This window comes from Argonema galeatum A003/A1 (genome assembly GCF_023333595.1).
GTDB lineage: Bacteria > Cyanobacteriota > Cyanobacteriia > Cyanobacteriales > Aerosakkonemataceae > Argonema > Argonema galeatum.
The window spans coordinates 123,575-138,392 of sequence record NZ_JAIQZM010000010.1 but is presented as its reverse complement, the minus strand read 5'-3'; the positions used below and the strand labels follow the sequence as shown (position 1 = coordinate 138,392).

The window sequence follows — 14,818 nt, the reverse complement described above, 5'->3', positions numbered from 1 at the left end:
GATAGGTTGTTCTTCATTAGTTAATTTTTCTATGCACGGAATTCCAATTTCGCAACATCTGATCGGTCGTCGCCGCTGGCTACAATTGTCAGGACTAGCGGGTATGGGTCTGCTGCTGGAAAGTTGCGGATCGAGTCTGTTCTCAGATGCGGTAGGCAATTTTTCTGAACCGTTGAACCAAAAGGTGGAAGAATTGCTGCTGCATCCGAACAAACCCGTACCGGAATTTCCAGTTAGCGCGATCGAACCAGATAAACTGCTGATCAATACCTTCGACTTCACACCTGCGATCGATCGGGCCACATTCCGACTCAAAATTGACGGTGAGGTCAATCATCCCATGCAGTTGAGTCTGGCGGACATTGAAAAACTGCCCTTGACCTCAATGGTGATTCGTCACATTTGTGTGGAAGGATGGGCTGCGATCGTTCAGTGGGGCGGTGTCCGTCTGCGAGATCTAGTCGCCCTCACACAACCAAAAGCCGGAGTTCGCTACGTCTACTTCCAATCTGCTGATGGCTATTACGAAAGTTGGGATTTATCCTCAGCCTTACATCCTCAAACATTACTAGCGTATCAGAAAAATAGTCAGCCCTTATCTGTAGATAATGGTGCCCCACTTCGTCTCGCCTCTCCCATCAAGCTAGGCTACAAGCAGAGCAAATGGGTCACCCGTATTACCTTCCTCAACGACCTCTTGCCAGAAAAAGGCTATTGGGAAGATCGAGGTTATGAGTGGTTTGCAGGCTGTTAAGGTTTGTGACGCGATTGAAAATTTGGATATCCGAGCATTCTTTTTGACCACAAAGCCGATCTAAATAACTGATATCATATCCTTACGCATCGGTTACCTAAAAAAATTGTGTTCTTATTCTTATCTGCGTTTATCTGCGTTCCAGAGTCTTCATCTGCGGTAAAAATTTAACCAACGATGACAACAGACAATTTGACGATATCGCTCATATACCAACGATGCAACCGGACACGATATGATTCTTGAGCGCAAGTCAAACAGTTATCCCGAAATCGATTTTTTCTAAAATGTAGTACAATATAAGACAAAGACTTGCGTCTCCTAACACCTGGAGCATACATACTTCAGTAGGAATCCTTTAAAGAGTGTGTAAAAACTTACCAGGGGAGTGATTTCTAAAAGCGATCGTTTTGCTCTAGAAACTTACACGCAAATATTTGAATATGAGGTTATGAACGATTCTCGCTTAGTTAAAATCAGCAAATATCTTAGTTACCATCTTCGGCATCATCCTGATAAGATAGGTTTACAACTTGCCGAAGGAGGCTGGGTTTCTGTAAATGAACTCCTAGCCGCGTGTAAAAAAGATTGCTTTTCCATCTCTCGCGACGAATTGAATGAAGTAGTCGAAAAAAACAACAAAAAACGCTTTTCCTTCGATTCCACAGGCAAACTAATTCGCGCTAATCAAGGGCATAGTGTAGAAATTGATTTGCAGTTGTCACCCACTCTTCCGCCAGATGTGTTATACCACGGTACAGGACACCGTGCAGTCGAGTCCATTCTGCAAAACGGTCTGAACAAAATGTCACGACACCACGTCCATCTAGCGACAGATATTGCCACAGCGAAAGCAGTAGGCAAAAGGCATGGTAATCCAGTGGTTTTTGCTGTAGATGCTCAAGCAATGCACCGGGATGGTTATGAATTTTACTGTTCCGATAATGGGGTTTGGTTAGTCGATCGCATTCCCCCCGACTATCTTAAGCAGATATAATTAAGTGGCGACAACTATGCGACAGATGAAATCATGCGGCATAATTGTGATGCGTACCGAACCGCAGTTAAGTTTTCTGCTGATGCAGAAACCCAACAGCTACGACTTACCAAAAGGTCATATAGAAGCTGGCGAAGACGAGTGGAGTTGCGCCCTCCGCGAACTGCATGAAGAAACTGGTATTGAAGCCAGCACCTTGCATCTAGATGAGGAATTTCGTTTCACCGATACCTATCAAACCCGCTACAAGCGATTTGGTGGCAAAAAAGTAAACAAAACTGTGGTCATATTTCTAGCATGGCTCAAGCAAGAAGTAAACGTGAAAGTTAGCGAACACAGCAGTTTTGCGTGGGTGGAATGGAACCCGCCTCACGCGATCCAGAAAAAAATCATCGATCCGCTGCTGCAACAGTTAGAAGGGTATTTACTTGAAAAAGGATTTAAAATTATTATGTGATAAACATCGGATAAAATCAAGAAAAAACTTCCTTTAAAAATCAACTATTACAGCATCGATAAACAGAAACTATGGCATCAGGATATTTTAACAACGATGACGCTCCCGTCAACCAAAATCCCCAAGCAAAAGGCTTATTAGGGTCAGGTTGGAGACCGTTATCCCGGCATTTTGACTGGGGGTTTTTCTTACATATTTTATCTAACGATTCCTGGCAGCTAACCCAGAAGGGACTGGCTGTAGCGAGCGACCTTGCTGACGCTATGGGTCGCAACGAATATACCTGGTGGGCAAATATATTAAATGTCTTTTCTGAAAATACGCGATACAAAGTGGAAGAGTTTTGGAATTACGTCACACCCGAACCACTAGCCCCAAATTATCGCTGCAAAGACGCGCTGAATACGGAGACTCCAATTGCACAAACAGTCAGCCGCGACAGTATTCCAATAGATTACCTTCTCAACCGACTTCAGGAAATTACTGTCCTCAAAATACTGGATTTATTGGAGCGTCCAGACATCATTACCCAGTATTATATGGAGCGCTATTATTATTACCCAGTAGCTCGGTTTACAAACTGGGATCGCCTGGAAACTCTAGGCACGATTTATGCCTATTGGTCTAAACATGAAGTGTGGTTACAAGTTGACAGCTACGAAAAAGGACGGAAACATTACAGCCTCATGGGTAATAATTTAGCCCCGCTGATTAATAAAGCAACTTACAATTTGGCAGTGATGCTCAGTGGGTATAAAAGCCGTGTGGGACAGATTCACAGTCAGTTTTCAATTCGGAGTTTTCCGGCTGATATCCAAAGTTTTACTGATAAAATACAGCAAGCAGTTCTCGACCAGAATCAGTTGGCTGTATTGGTACATGGAGAACCGGGTACAGGTAAAACTGCTTGGACGCAAGCAGTGGCAAAAGAAATTCTCATGCCTCTGGGATATGTAATTTTTATCCTGGATCACGACGCAGTTGAGAATTTTGTGCCGCCGACTTACTTGGAGAGAATTTGTCTTATTATTAATGAGGCCGATAATTTGGCTCAAAATCGAGCTAGTGAAGCGGCTCAATACAATACTAAGACTGAACATATTCTAAGTTTGCTGGATGGAACTTTGTATCAAAGTGTAATTGAGGAGGGTGGTATTCAGGCAGAGCAAAAGTTGGTTGTGCTGATGACTTGCAACACGACTGAACGATTAGATCCTGCGGTTTTACGCAAAGGTCGCATTGATTTTATTTATGAATTTGCTCACCGATTTGTGTGAATAAATAAGCCATAATTTAAAAGAATACTCGATCGATGCAAAGAAAGTTTTATCCAACTGAAGCGCATCAGCAAAACTATGACAGATATTCGTAAACTCCTTAACCAAATAGCTGCACAGGAAACCCAGTTGCGCGACACCCAATTCCTCGCACCCTGCGTGCGTGGGGGATTAGTAAGAACGAGAGTTTCCCATATAATTTATAATTTTGCACCAAAGCCGCGCAATTTTGAGGGATGGGGCATTTTTCAGCCTGTGAATGAGAAAACTGCTGAAGTAATTGATGAAGCGAGTTTGCCGCAATTGGGGGAATATTTGAAATTGCTTCAGCCATTGCGTCTGCGGTTAGCTTATGTTTTGAAAGGAAAAACCTGGCTAGCTTATCCTATCAACGAATCTGATGCGAAACAACGTTTTGGGCTCGCCAAACCTGTAGCGGTGAATCTGGTTACTGATGCGGCAAGTTTTGAGCCGATAATTGCGCGTTGGGATGGCGGTTCCTGGTGGTTTGATGAGTGCGATCGCAGGGCCGATCCGCTAGTAGCCGAACAACTAAAAGAAGCACTGAAAAATGTGACTTCAATGTCAGAATTGCGCTTCAAAGGGATAACGCCAGAGATGCGTACTGTCTACGATTTGGTGGCGCACCAGGCAAAAGAGTTTGAAGCCACAATGCAGCAAAAACGCGATGAAAAACGCTTGGCGGCGGCATTGCGGCAAGGTGGCGGCGAGTTACAGGAGTTTCGCGATCGGGAAGATCGCTGGCTAATCGACTGGACTACCGCCGATGGATCTCGCCACACTTCTGCTATTGACAAAAATGACTTAACTGTGATCGGTGCTGGCATTTGTCTCAGCGGAATGGACAGAGATTTTGATTTGCAATCCCTCGTTGGTGTTGTTGAAGCTGGATAAATGAGTATTTTCTTTCACGAAGAACGCTATCGCACGTCTGAAGTAATGGCAAGGATGCGCGAGTTTGCTGTAACTGTCTGCGGTGCGGGTGCTTTGGGTGCAAATATCACCGAAAGTTTGGCCCGATCGGGCCTTGCTAAGCTGAAGGTGATCGATCGCGATCGCATCGAGGAACGCAACCTCTCCACCCAACCTTACTATCGTTCTGATATCGGTGCTTTTAAAGCCAAAATATTGGCTAATTCGCTCTACCGTGCCTTGGGAGTGAATCTAGAGGCACAATCTAAAGAGTTGATCGCAACTAATGCAGCGCAATTGCTTGGCAGCACATCTTTAGTTATCGATACTTTTGATAACAGCGTCGCACGCCAAACTGTCAAAGATTACTGCGAAAGCGCAAATCTGCCTTGTCTTCACGTTGGATTAGGCGGAGATTATGGCGAGGTAATTTGGAATGAGGTTTATCGCGTTCCATCTGCGGTAAACGATGATGTCTGCGACTACCCACTGGCACGCAATCTAGTAATGCTAACAGTTGCTGTCGCCTGTGAAGTTATTGTTACTTTTGTTGCCACAGGCAAGCAGCAAAGTTTTACAGTCACATTGAGAGATTTAGCGGTGAAGCCATTCGCCTAAAATTGAGATCTGGGTAAGACCCAGATCTCAATTCCAGTACTCTTGAGCTATACTTCGCACGGGCATAAATGGGCGAAGCATTCCGTGAATAATTTGTTGGTTGAACCCAAAGATCTTTGACGGAATGCGAAAGCCCCTACAGGGATAAAAAAAGCACGGTCTGTGACCGTGCTGAGTATAACCAACAAGCCACCGTCATGGCCTGACACGCCGACTACAGTCGGTGAGTCTACAACTGGGCTCTAAGATTGTGGGGTGAAGTAGGGACACGGCATCATAAATATGTCGGTCATACAAAAGATTTAATTATGCCGTGTCCCTACTACAGCTTATGTGACACGAACGAACTAGGAATTCAGTTTTGGTAGTTAACTCAAGTTGCTAGTTAAAAAGCATTCTTTCTTGTTTGGAATGGGTAATGGGTACGTTGTTGCGATGCCGCGCAACAACGTACCTACTAACTACATAAGTGCCTTAATCATATATAGCAACTTGCGTTATTAGTCTAAGTGACCACTGTTATGACGAAAAAAATTAGTTTCTATCGGGCCTAAAAAATGAGCGCAAACTTAAGATGTAAGTAGTGGGCGCTTTTTAATGTATGATGTTCTGGAAGTAGACTTAGCTCAGTCACAAACTGCTGAAACCAAAGAGGGGATTAATTATGAGCAAAGTGATTCGCGGCCCGATCTTTGTTTTGGATGATAATATTGACACCGATCAAATCATTCCAGCAGAATATCTGACTCTGGTTCCTTCTAAGCCTGATGAATACGAAAAGCTGGGCAGTTATGCTCTTGTCGGCTTACCCGATCGCTACAGTAAATTTATAGCGACTGGAGAAATTAAGACGCGCTACCCTATAATTGTAGCGGGGGAAAACTTCGGCTGCGGTTCTTCGCGGGAACACGCACCTATTGCTTTAGGAGCATCTGGTGTCGAAGCTGTAGTGGCGCAGTCATACGCCAGGATATTTTTCCGCAACTGCTCGGCTACAGGCGAACTTTACCCGTGGGAATCGATCGATAGGCTGTGCGATTTGTTTGAAACGGGTCAGGAAGTTTCGATCGACTTCGGCCAAAATCAATTGATCAACCACACCCAGGGCAAAACATACGTTCTTAAGCCTATAGGAGAAGTCGGCCCGGTGATTGAAGCTGGCGGAATTTTCGCTTATGCGCGTGAAACTGGGATGATTTCCCGCTGAAAACCAGGGGATCGGCTTGCTGGGATCTGCCAGTCTGGCTTAAAACAGGAATTGCCTTGACAAACGTTTAAAATTAAAGTTGGAAAGTCCTTGCTTTAGAACACCGCCACTATGCTGCTCAAGTCCACAACCCGCCACATCCGTATCTTTACCGCTGAAGTTGAGAACAACGAGCTAGTTCCCAGTGACAGCGTATTAACTTTAGATATCGATCCAGACAATGAATTTAATTGGAACGATGAAGCTGTGCAAAAAGTTTATCGGAAGTTTGATGAGCTAGTTGAGTCTTATAGCGGAGAAGACTTGACCGAATATAACCTTCGTCGTATTGGTTCCGATCTGGAACATCTTGTGCGATCGATCCTCCAAAAAGGCGAAATTAGTTACAATCTTGATGGTCGTGTCCTCAATTACAGTATGGGCTTACCTCAAGTTGCACCCACGCCCCTCCCCACCCAAAAATGATTGATAAACGCTGCTCTTGAGCAAAGCACAGCTTTTGGGAAACCCGGTTTTTCATCTAATTATAAAAGATTAAATTAGTTGGGAAATGACCGGGTTTCTCGTCGAGAGAAAAAGGGAAATATTTTCAGGCTACTACTACCAAATTCTATTTCCGTTTTCGTCAACGCGAGCTTGTCTAATTACATCAGAAATTTCTTCTGCATCTTTCACATGGTGTAGAGCCTTTTTCTCACCATCTTCTTCGACAACAAAGTAAGTGGGAACTGTAATGCGATCGCCAGTGATGTCGGGAACATGATCTACAGCTAATTGTTGGGATTTTTCTTCAATGGTTTGTGGTTCGTCTGCAATTCTGTCGCCTGGATTGGTTGCACGATGAGTAGTGTCTTCTTTTGGCTTATTCATAAAACACCTAATTACTTTTCTTTTTGGCTTTTATAAAGGTATTCTAAAAAAATAGAGGCGCGATCGCCTCCTTCTGACGGTGGAATTTAGATAATATACCTTTAGGGGGTGGCAGTTTTGGATTTGGACTAGGGGATGGTTAAAGGCGATCGGTCGGTACAACAAAGCAGGCAACTTAGGAGCGCTTAGCTTTTTTTTGGGCTAAAAAATCTTTAAAAGCTAGTTGACGATTAGTCATAAAGCGATTCCAAAACCCAGGATCGAAGTCCTCCATAGTGCCGACAATTGCCCAAGTCTCAAGGTTCATCATCCGGTAAAGCATAGAGTGAGATTTTTTTAAGCTGGCCAGCCGTTGATGGATTTCCTGTATAGCAGGCGATTCACAAGTCGGGACTTTTCGATCTAGAGGTTGGTTGAATATAGGGTTGGGCATAAAGATCACCAAAAAACGTATTTGTACTCATATCGAGCTACTCCTAAAGCAGGAAAACACGATCGTTGCCTGTTCTAGGATGAAAGCTTAATCCGTTAAGATCCACTTTAAGAGCCGGAAATAAAGGAGGTGGATAGCTCGACAGTTGAAAGATGGGCAGATCTGGACGATTTTTAAATTTAGATGTTCTACAGCGATCGCTCAAGCGGGGTGAAACCCCTACCCTACCTAGATTGCGTTCAGTTGGTTACTGCATATTTAGCATGGTTGAACAATATCCAAACACGAAAATCGATATGAACCCCTGGACATACAAACCTTGGTGGTGCCAGCCTTGGTCAATACTGCTAACGGGTATTGCACTGATTGGCTCAAGCTGGCTATTATGGAAAACTATTTGGGTCACCGTTCTGATTTCCCTGCCCGTGTTAACGTGGATGGGCTTCTTTTTAATCATCTGGCCTCAACTTATGAGAGACAGCAGCATACCCCTGTCGTCCCAGTATCTGCAATCTACACCAGATAGCGTTGAAGAATGAGAAGCCAAGATAGTAGACGATCGGCTTTATGATAGGGTTAAAAACTGGTTGAGAGTCTGGCCCTCACCGAGCCGCTCGTCAAACGATTTGACGATTTGAGTACAACTCAGCTTTAATGCTCGGCGCTGCATATCGCCCGCCAAATCCTGAAGGCTTGGAGTGAAAGAATCTTCATGGCAGACGCTGCTAAAATTACTTGCCCAAATCCAAACTGTCAGGCTCCCAATCCAGAGACTAACAGGTTTTGCCAGCAATGTGGTACCCCTGTGCCAAAACGCTATTTGTGGGCTGTGGGTTTTGGAAAAGAAGGCTATAAACCCGGTCAACTTTTAGCCCAGCGCTACGCAGTCAAACGGGACAGAATTCTGCTGGATACCAAACCGGGCTTTATACCGTCATTTCCGCAAGATATAACGGATGCGATCGCACCTTATTTGCGGCTTTTTCCCTATCGGCTGCACGTTCCCCAAGTTTACGGACTCTTACCGCCGCATAAGAAAAATCAAAAGGAAGCAGTCTTGTTGCTAGAGCAAGCTCCCATCTTAGGCGATAAGAAAAGCTCATTGCCTAATTTGATGCCAGAATTAGGGGCGGCTTGGAAAAACGCAAACGGTATGCGCCAGCTAAATTGGTTGTGGCAAATTGCCCAACTGTGGCAACCTTTTAGCAGCGCGGGTGTGGCGGCTAGCTTGCTGTCAGACGATCTGCTGCGGGTAGAAGGGCCTCTAGTGCGGTTGTTGGAATTGCGGCAGGATCGAGAAGAAGCGAGCCTAAGCGATTTGGGTCAGGTGTGGTTGCAATGGGTAAAGGAGGCAAAACCTGCGATCGCAGGTTTTCTCGAACAATTATGTCAGCAAACGATCCAAGGGGAGGTATTTCCTGAAGAATTGGTAGCTCAATTGGATCGAGCGCTGTTTACAATAGGACGATCGCAATCTGGCACCTATCAAATCGCCACCTCCACAGACACAGGCCCCACCAGAGTACGCAACGAGGATGCCTGCTACCCATCAAGTAACAGCTTTTACCAAATCCCTCCTGGTGGGCAAGCTCTAGCGGTTGTCTGCGACGGCATTGGGGGACACGAGGGCGGTAATGTAGCTTCTAACTTAGCAATAGAAACAGTGGTAGCTCAAGCGCAAGGCTGGCAGAACCACTCGCTTGCGCCCGATAGCAGCAACCTTGATGCTCTAGCAGAATTAGAACATACAGTCTGTGAAGCCAACGATCGCATCAGCGAGCTAAATGATATAGAAGGGCGATACGACAGGCAACGCATGGGCACAACGCTAGTAATGGCCGCAGCGAGAGCCCACGAGATCTACATTGCTCATATTGGGGATAGTCGGGTCTACTGGATTACCCGCACGGGTTGCCATCAAGTTACCTTAGACGATGATGTCGCCAGTCGCGAAGTGCGGCTGGGCTACGCTCTATACCGGGAAGCCCTACAACAACTCGGATCTGGGTCTTTGGTTCAGGCATTGGGGATGAGTTCCTCAAAAAGCCTGCATCCCACAGTCCAACGCTTCGTCATCGATGAAGACTGTATTTTTCTCCTCTGCTCCGATGGTTTAAGCGATAACGATCGCGTAGAGCAATACTGGGATACTGAAATTCTGCCAGTTTTAGACGGAAAGCTAGACCTGCCCACAGCAGCAGCAAACCTGATCGAAATTGGCAACAGCCAAAACGGTCACGATAATGTCACTGTCGCTCTAGTTTACTGCCGGGTAACCGGCGGCGAGTCAACTAGCATAACTTCAGAAACTTCTTCTGTAGCAGAATTGCTTTGGACTGGCTCAACAGTTAGCTCTCAGAGTGAAACTCCCCACCCACTCAAAACGCGGCTGCTTCCGACCCGACTTCAGAAACCAAGCTTGTTACCGCTCTTGGGAGGAATCGCTCTGCTGTTGGGCTTGGCAGGGGCATTGGCCTATTTTGCTTTGGGTAAATGGGCCGATCGCCCCATCTTGAATCCCGCTCAAAGTCCCGAACCAAAGCCACACAGTCCATCCTTGGCAAGTCCCCTTAAGAGTTCCGACGCTATCCCATCCTTAAGTCCGGGGTCACTTATCCTGGTTAGAAGTTCATCGCCAAAAAACTCGGCCATTCCAAAAGTTCCCCTTTTGCTGTACGAAGCAGCTCAAAAACAAACTGCTCTAGGAATAGTTCCAGAAAATAGCGTTTTGGAAATCAAATCTTTCCTCCGTAAAGATCAAGACAGATGGCTAAAACTTAAATTATGCTCAATTCCCGGTGCTATCAGCTCCGATCGGGTTCGGCAAACCTATAATCTAGTTAAACCGACCCAAGAAGGATGGATTCGGCTAGCAGATCTTGAACCATACATTAAGCAAAATTCCATCCAAGAGTCTGCTGGGCTGCCAAAATGTACTCCGGGAACCACTTCCACCCCCCCCGTTGCCCCAAATTAAAATAATTTCAAATTTTAGATTTTAGATTTCAAATTGGCACAGGACAGGGGGAACTCTTAACGGGCAAAAGGTTACCCTCTTCCATGTTCTGCAAGCGTTACTACTCAAAGCCTGAGCTAGTAATAGCACTCGTGTCATGAGAGTTGTATACAATTTCCCGTTACACTGAGAAAAAACTGGTTAAAAAAATTGCTCCAGTCAGGTTTAGTTTAAGGGTTCTGAATGTCGCCATCTGAGAGTCCTTGCCTTAACTTAAGCGTAGCTCGCCTGGTAGCTGCTGAGGCAGAACACTTTGCCATCTGGGTTTTAAAAGCCCCCTATCCCGGTGGATATCTCCACCACGACTGCATTTGGCCAGAAACCTTAACGCAGACCTGGCTTGCTTGGCAGGAGATGTTTTCCCCGCGAAGCTTGTCTTGCGCCCCTCATGTGCCAGCAGTCCAACTAGCTAATTTGCCAACGACTTTAGTTGTATCTTCGACCTTAGGTTCGACAACCAGCTATGGTGGTCGTCTGATGCAACAGTTGGGAATTCAACTCTGGCAGTGGCTATTTGAAGGGCCGATTCAAAGCAGTCTCGATCACAGTCAAGGAATCGCTATTGGCCAAAATCAACCTCTGCGGCTGCGCCTGGAGATTCGCGACCCAGACTTAATCACTCTGCCTTGGGAAATTATGCAACCCCAAGCTGGGAAACAGGCAGTTTCTCTCTCTCAGCAATTGCTCTTTAGTCGTACTACCAGCGATATCGCTCCTCTACCACCGCTTAAGCCAGAGCAAAGCCTAAACATACTGCTGGTTTTAGGACAACAAAATGCCCCAACGCAAACCTCAAAAAATGGCACTTTAAAACTAGAACAGGAGGCTGTTGCCCTAGCTAAAATTCTTGAAAATAGCGGCAATGTCAGTCCTAACGGTACTGCCACCCTCGTACCCTGCCTTGTAGATACGCTGGTTATGCCAACTATCGCCGAACTGACTTCATGCCTGGAAAGTAACTCTTACAACATCCTGTTTTATGCCGGTCACGGTGTACCGGCACCAGACGGCGGCTTGCTGTTTTTGGGGCCTGATGTGACTATGAACGGTACTGAATTGGCGCAGGTACTGACTCGCACTCACGTGACGCTAGCGGTTTTTAACGCTTGCTGGGGAGCCCAATCGGCTCGGCACAACGATCGAGCGATCGCACGCAGCAGTTTGGCAGAAGTGCTGCTTCATCACGGCGTACCAGCTGTTTTGGCAATGCGCGATGCTATTGCTGATGAGGAAGCGATTAGCTTTATCAAGGCTTTTTCCCGCGCTTTAGCGGAGCGGATGCCGATCGATCGGGCTGTGGCTGTGGCTAGGCAGCAATTGCTGACGCTATATAAGTTCAATCAACCGGCCTGGACTTTACCAGTTCTCTATTTACATCCAGAATTTGACGGCCAATTGCTTCAGCCTTTGGCAGAAAGTATAACTGAGCTACCAGAAAATTCCCTCACTTGGATAGGACGCGAACGAGCTGCTTTCCTGCGTCCCTTAGAATCGACAACGAAGATCTGGCCGATTCGTGGCGGACTGATGCGAGTGGGACGCCGCCAGCAAGAAAACGACTTGATAATCTCCGAAAAGTGGGTTTCTCAACGACACGCAGAAATTATTTGTCGCGGCGATCCTTTAGATAGTATAGCTGGGCCGACATACTTCCTGCGCGATTTTTCTCGTTTCGGCACTCTTATTTTGGGAGCTTCAGGTTGGCGAAAAGTTCATCACCAAGAAGCTCTCTTGGAAACCGGAATACAGCTAAAGTTTGGTAGCTCCCAAGGGCAGATTTGGGAGTTTATTATCGATCCTTAAGGAGTAATACCAAATCCGGGTTGGTTATCCCATGAGAATTTTTGGCCTAAACATTGTAGAGACGTTTCATGAAACGTCTCTACAGCCTAGAGACATAAAGGGGGTAATCGTTGCGGATTTGGTATAATTTTAGGTTTGAGATTTTAGATTTGATTGATTTCAAATTTTAAATCTAAAATCTAAAATTTGAAAGCTTTAGCAATTCCCGTCTTCCCGTCTTCCCGTCTTCCCCTGCTTCGCCACTCCCGGAGGTTTTTAGATCAAAGGTTGCGGAACTCGTTGTCAGCTCAGTGTAGTCACTCTGCGGACAGCGTTGGTTAAAAAGTAGACTCAGGAGTTGAATGATGGCCAGTGAAACTAAGGATTCGGAATATTCTCGCGATCTATTTGCCCAAGCGGAACAGGATCTAGTGCAGGCACTTCTGCAAGATGAAAGGACTTATTGCTGGAATACCGCCCATGCAGAATCGGAAGCTTATTTTGCCCAGCAAGAACAGGCTTTCTCGTTAGATGATTGGCAGGAGGCAGATATACAGGCGCGGACGCAAAACCTATTTGCACAGCTTGACCAAGTTTGGTTAGAAAATGTTCCAGAAATTTATGTGCAAACTAGAGCCTCAGATACCTCTCTATTGGCTGCTTTGTGCCAAAAATTTGAGGGTCGCATACCGCAGGTATCTCTAGAGGCTCTAGCTAAAACTGCACTAGAGTTGATGTCAACTAATTTATGTTTGGCAGAGCGTTTGGTACAATGCGTGCAGCAGCTGGCTTTAGGCTGGGGGGAAGAAGACTTGCTGGTGATGGCTCGTCCTTTAGCCTACACCATGCGGGGAGCGGAATCGGAAGCGATCGACTCGTTGCTATTAACGGTGAGATCGGTTCCTTTTTGTGACTTATCGAAGATGGAACAAGCAAGGTTGAGTTTGGCGATCGCACGCTACGCCTTTGCTAAATTGGAAACAACGGACGAAGGGTAAACTCAGTTCCTTCCGTTTTCCGTTAGGAAAGCAAAGGCGTTAGCGCTTCACGTCGGCGAAAGAGCCCTAGCTTTTAAAATTGCTGCTGTCAAAAAGGCATAAGACAAAACGCCTACTAATGCCAATACCAAGGGACTGATAATACCAGTTGCGTTCCACAAAGCATGGAGTGCTGCCGCGCTGAGGTAGCCAATGCTGATGATTTGCCAACGGCGACTGGGCTTGAGGACACTCAGCCCAATAAAATAGCCTAGATAGCCGCTATAGGCCATGTGTCCTGCCACCGAACCCAAAATTCGAGGAATTAGCAGCTGCAATCCTACCAACTCAGCTACTCCTTCCCCTACTTGTAAAGTCGCATCCTGGATAATTTGAGGCACATATTGCCCTAAAGTTTCCAACAGGGTAAATCCAACCGCAGAAGCCGTTCCCAGTAAAATGCCATCCAGTGGTTCTAGTACGCCCACTCGTTCGCGCCAGGGGGATGGTAAGCGCCCTCCCAGCCAACAAGCCCCCAGGACGGGTAATGCTTTGAGCAACTCCTCCATCAACCCGGCTGCAAAAAACATTCGGATGAGTAAGATAGGAAAACTTAAAGCCTCTACATCTGTTGTGAGATTTCCTGGCAGAATTTTCCGAAAAATAATGATAAATACTTGTAGCAGGGGACTGAGCAAAATTAGGATGGTAGCCAAGGAACAAGCTAGTAGCATCCACCACGGCTTATGCTTTCCACAAAGTTGATATATAAAGTAATAAGCCGCCGCAGCTAGGTAAGAAGCCAGCAGCAGGTTAAATACTCTCGCCTCACCTACAGTAGCAAACATCAACACCACGAATCCAACTGTGATGATGCCAGGAATCAAGTAAGCTTTCTGAGTTAGATCCCGTCCGGTTGAAAAAATCGGAAATAGCTGGGTAAAACTAACAGAGTCTGACTGAGGATGCTTTAGAGTGGGGCCCAAAGTAGGCCCTGGTGATTTTGCTGGTGCCTGGGTCGCTGCTTGGGGGGGTTTGTTTACTTCAATGATGAATTCTGGGCCGTTCTGTCCCAACATGATGCGATCGCCCTCTCGACAGATCCGACATCCATCCAATTTTTGCCCATTGACATAAGTGCCATTAGCACTGTTCAAATCGCAAACCAGCCAGCTGGGCGGGGCACCTGCAAATTCGGTTATATGACTTATTACTGTATGACGCCGGGAAACCATTCCGTATAGGTTGGAGTCGAGAACAACCTGACAGTTTAAATCTCGCCCGATCGCAATCTCGTCAGTAGTGTCAAGCGAGTAGCGACGTTCTGCTCCAGCTGCACCAATACTTGGCAACTGCCGGAGAAATCCCTCAGAAAGGTCACCAGTCATTCGATTTTGGATGAAAGGATTTTGGATTGGGAATTTTGGGCACTAGAACACCCATTCAGTCATCGTAGGGGCGAAGCATTCGGGAGTGAAAATCTAGGGAGAGAGCGAT

General features: G+C 46.1%; 15 protein-coding genes. 12 read left to right on the top strand and 3 right to left on the bottom strand.

Annotation, left to right across the window (positions count from 1 at the left end; translation table 11 throughout):
* The first annotated feature begins 31 nt into the window (after positions 1 to 31).
* The 8 genes from LAY41_RS13080 to ndhM all read left to right on the top strand — a co-directional run bounded on the left by LAY41_RS13080 (position 32) and on the right by ndhM (position 6,708).
* On the top strand, positions 32 to 754 hold the full coding sequence (locus LAY41_RS13080; protein WP_249098164.1) for a molybdopterin-dependent oxidoreductase: 723 nt from the start codon (positions 32 to 34) through the stop codon (positions 752 to 754).
* A 451-nt stretch (positions 755 to 1,205) separates the two neighbouring features.
* Complete coding sequence (locus tag LAY41_RS13075; RefSeq protein ID WP_249098162.1) at positions 1,206 to 1,751, top strand: RNA 2'-phosphotransferase; 546 nt, start codon at positions 1,206 to 1,208, stop codon at positions 1,749 to 1,751.
* 4 nt (positions 1,752 to 1,755) lie between these two features.
* Complete coding sequence (locus LAY41_RS13070) at positions 1,756 to 2,208, top strand: bis(5'-nucleosyl)-tetraphosphatase (protein WP_249098160.1); 453 nt, start codon at positions 1,756 to 1,758, stop codon at positions 2,206 to 2,208.
* Between the two features lie 71 nt (positions 2,209 to 2,279).
* The gene (locus tag LAY41_RS13065) at positions 2,280 to 3,485 is read left to right on the top strand and encodes an AAA family ATPase (protein WP_249098159.1); all 1,206 of its coding nucleotides are present in this window, start codon (positions 2,280 to 2,282) and stop codon (positions 3,483 to 3,485) included.
* Between the two features lie 78 nt (positions 3,486 to 3,563).
* Positions 3,564 to 4,400: a hypothetical protein gene (locus LAY41_RS13060; protein ID WP_249098156.1), complete on the top strand. Its 837-nt coding sequence runs from the start codon at positions 3,564 to 3,566 to the stop codon at positions 4,398 to 4,400.
* The gene (locus LAY41_RS13055; protein WP_249098154.1) at positions 4,401 to 5,036 is read left to right on the top strand and encodes a HesA/MoeB/ThiF family protein; all 636 of its coding nucleotides are present in this window, start codon (positions 4,401 to 4,403) and stop codon (positions 5,034 to 5,036) included. It abuts the gene before it with no gap.
* Between the two features lie 664 nt (positions 5,037 to 5,700).
* Positions 5,701 to 6,243, top strand: coding sequence for a LeuD/DmdB family oxidoreductase small subunit (locus tag LAY41_RS13050; protein ID WP_249098151.1), 543 nt, complete (start codon positions 5,701 to 5,703; stop codon positions 6,241 to 6,243).
* Between the two features lie 111 nt (positions 6,244 to 6,354).
* Entirely contained in the window at positions 6,355 to 6,708 is a 354-nt protein-coding gene (gene ndhM, locus LAY41_RS13045; protein ID WP_249098149.1) for an NAD(P)H-quinone oxidoreductase subunit M, read from the top strand.
* Between the two features lie 135 nt (positions 6,709 to 6,843).
* Here ndhM and LAY41_RS13040 read toward each other — a convergent pair whose 3' ends face one another.
* Together LAY41_RS13040 and LAY41_RS13035 are read right to left on the bottom strand one after the other, a co-directional pair.
* Positions 6,844 to 7,113 carry a hypothetical protein gene (locus tag LAY41_RS13040; RefSeq protein WP_249098148.1) on the bottom strand — a complete coding sequence of 90 codons (270 nt, stop codon included), beginning with the start codon at positions 7,111 to 7,113 and terminating at the stop codon, positions 6,844 to 6,846.
* Between the two features lie 175 nt (positions 7,114 to 7,288).
* Positions 7,289 to 7,546: a hypothetical protein gene (locus LAY41_RS13035; protein ID WP_249098146.1), complete on the bottom strand. Its 258-nt coding sequence runs from the start codon at positions 7,544 to 7,546 to the stop codon at positions 7,289 to 7,291.
* A 296-nt stretch (positions 7,547 to 7,842) separates the two neighbouring features.
* Here LAY41_RS13035 and LAY41_RS13030 point away from each other — a divergent pair, with 296 nt between their 5' ends.
* The 4 genes from LAY41_RS13030 (at position 7,843) to LAY41_RS13015 (ending at position 13,342) form a co-directional block, all read left to right on the top strand.
* On the top strand, positions 7,843 to 8,085 hold the full coding sequence (locus LAY41_RS13030) for a DUF6737 family protein (protein ID WP_420840318.1): 243 nt from the start codon (positions 7,843 to 7,845) through the stop codon (positions 8,083 to 8,085).
* A gap of 173 nt (positions 8,086 to 8,258) precedes the next feature.
* Positions 8,259 to 10,523, top strand: coding sequence for a PP2C family protein-serine/threonine phosphatase (locus tag LAY41_RS13025; protein ID WP_249098143.1), 2,265 nt, complete (start codon positions 8,259 to 8,261; stop codon positions 10,521 to 10,523).
* A gap of 222 nt (positions 10,524 to 10,745) precedes the next feature.
* Positions 10,746 to 12,365 (top strand): CHAT domain-containing protein, encoded by a 1,620-nt coding sequence (locus LAY41_RS13020; protein WP_249098141.1) that lies wholly within the window; start codon positions 10,746 to 10,748, stop codon positions 12,363 to 12,365.
* A 341-nt stretch (positions 12,366 to 12,706) separates the two neighbouring features.
* A complete protein-coding gene (locus LAY41_RS13015) occupies positions 12,707 to 13,342 on the top strand; it encodes a hypothetical protein (protein WP_249098140.1) in 636 nt (211 codons plus the stop codon).
* Positions 13,343 to 13,389: 47 nt separating this feature from the next.
* Here LAY41_RS13015 and LAY41_RS13010 read toward each other — a convergent pair whose 3' ends face one another.
* On the bottom strand, positions 13,390 to 14,709 hold the full coding sequence (locus tag LAY41_RS13010; RefSeq protein ID WP_249098136.1) for a PrsW family glutamic-type intramembrane protease: 1,320 nt from the start codon (positions 14,707 to 14,709) through the stop codon (positions 13,390 to 13,392).
* Between the last annotated feature and the right edge of the window lie 109 nt (positions 14,710 to 14,818).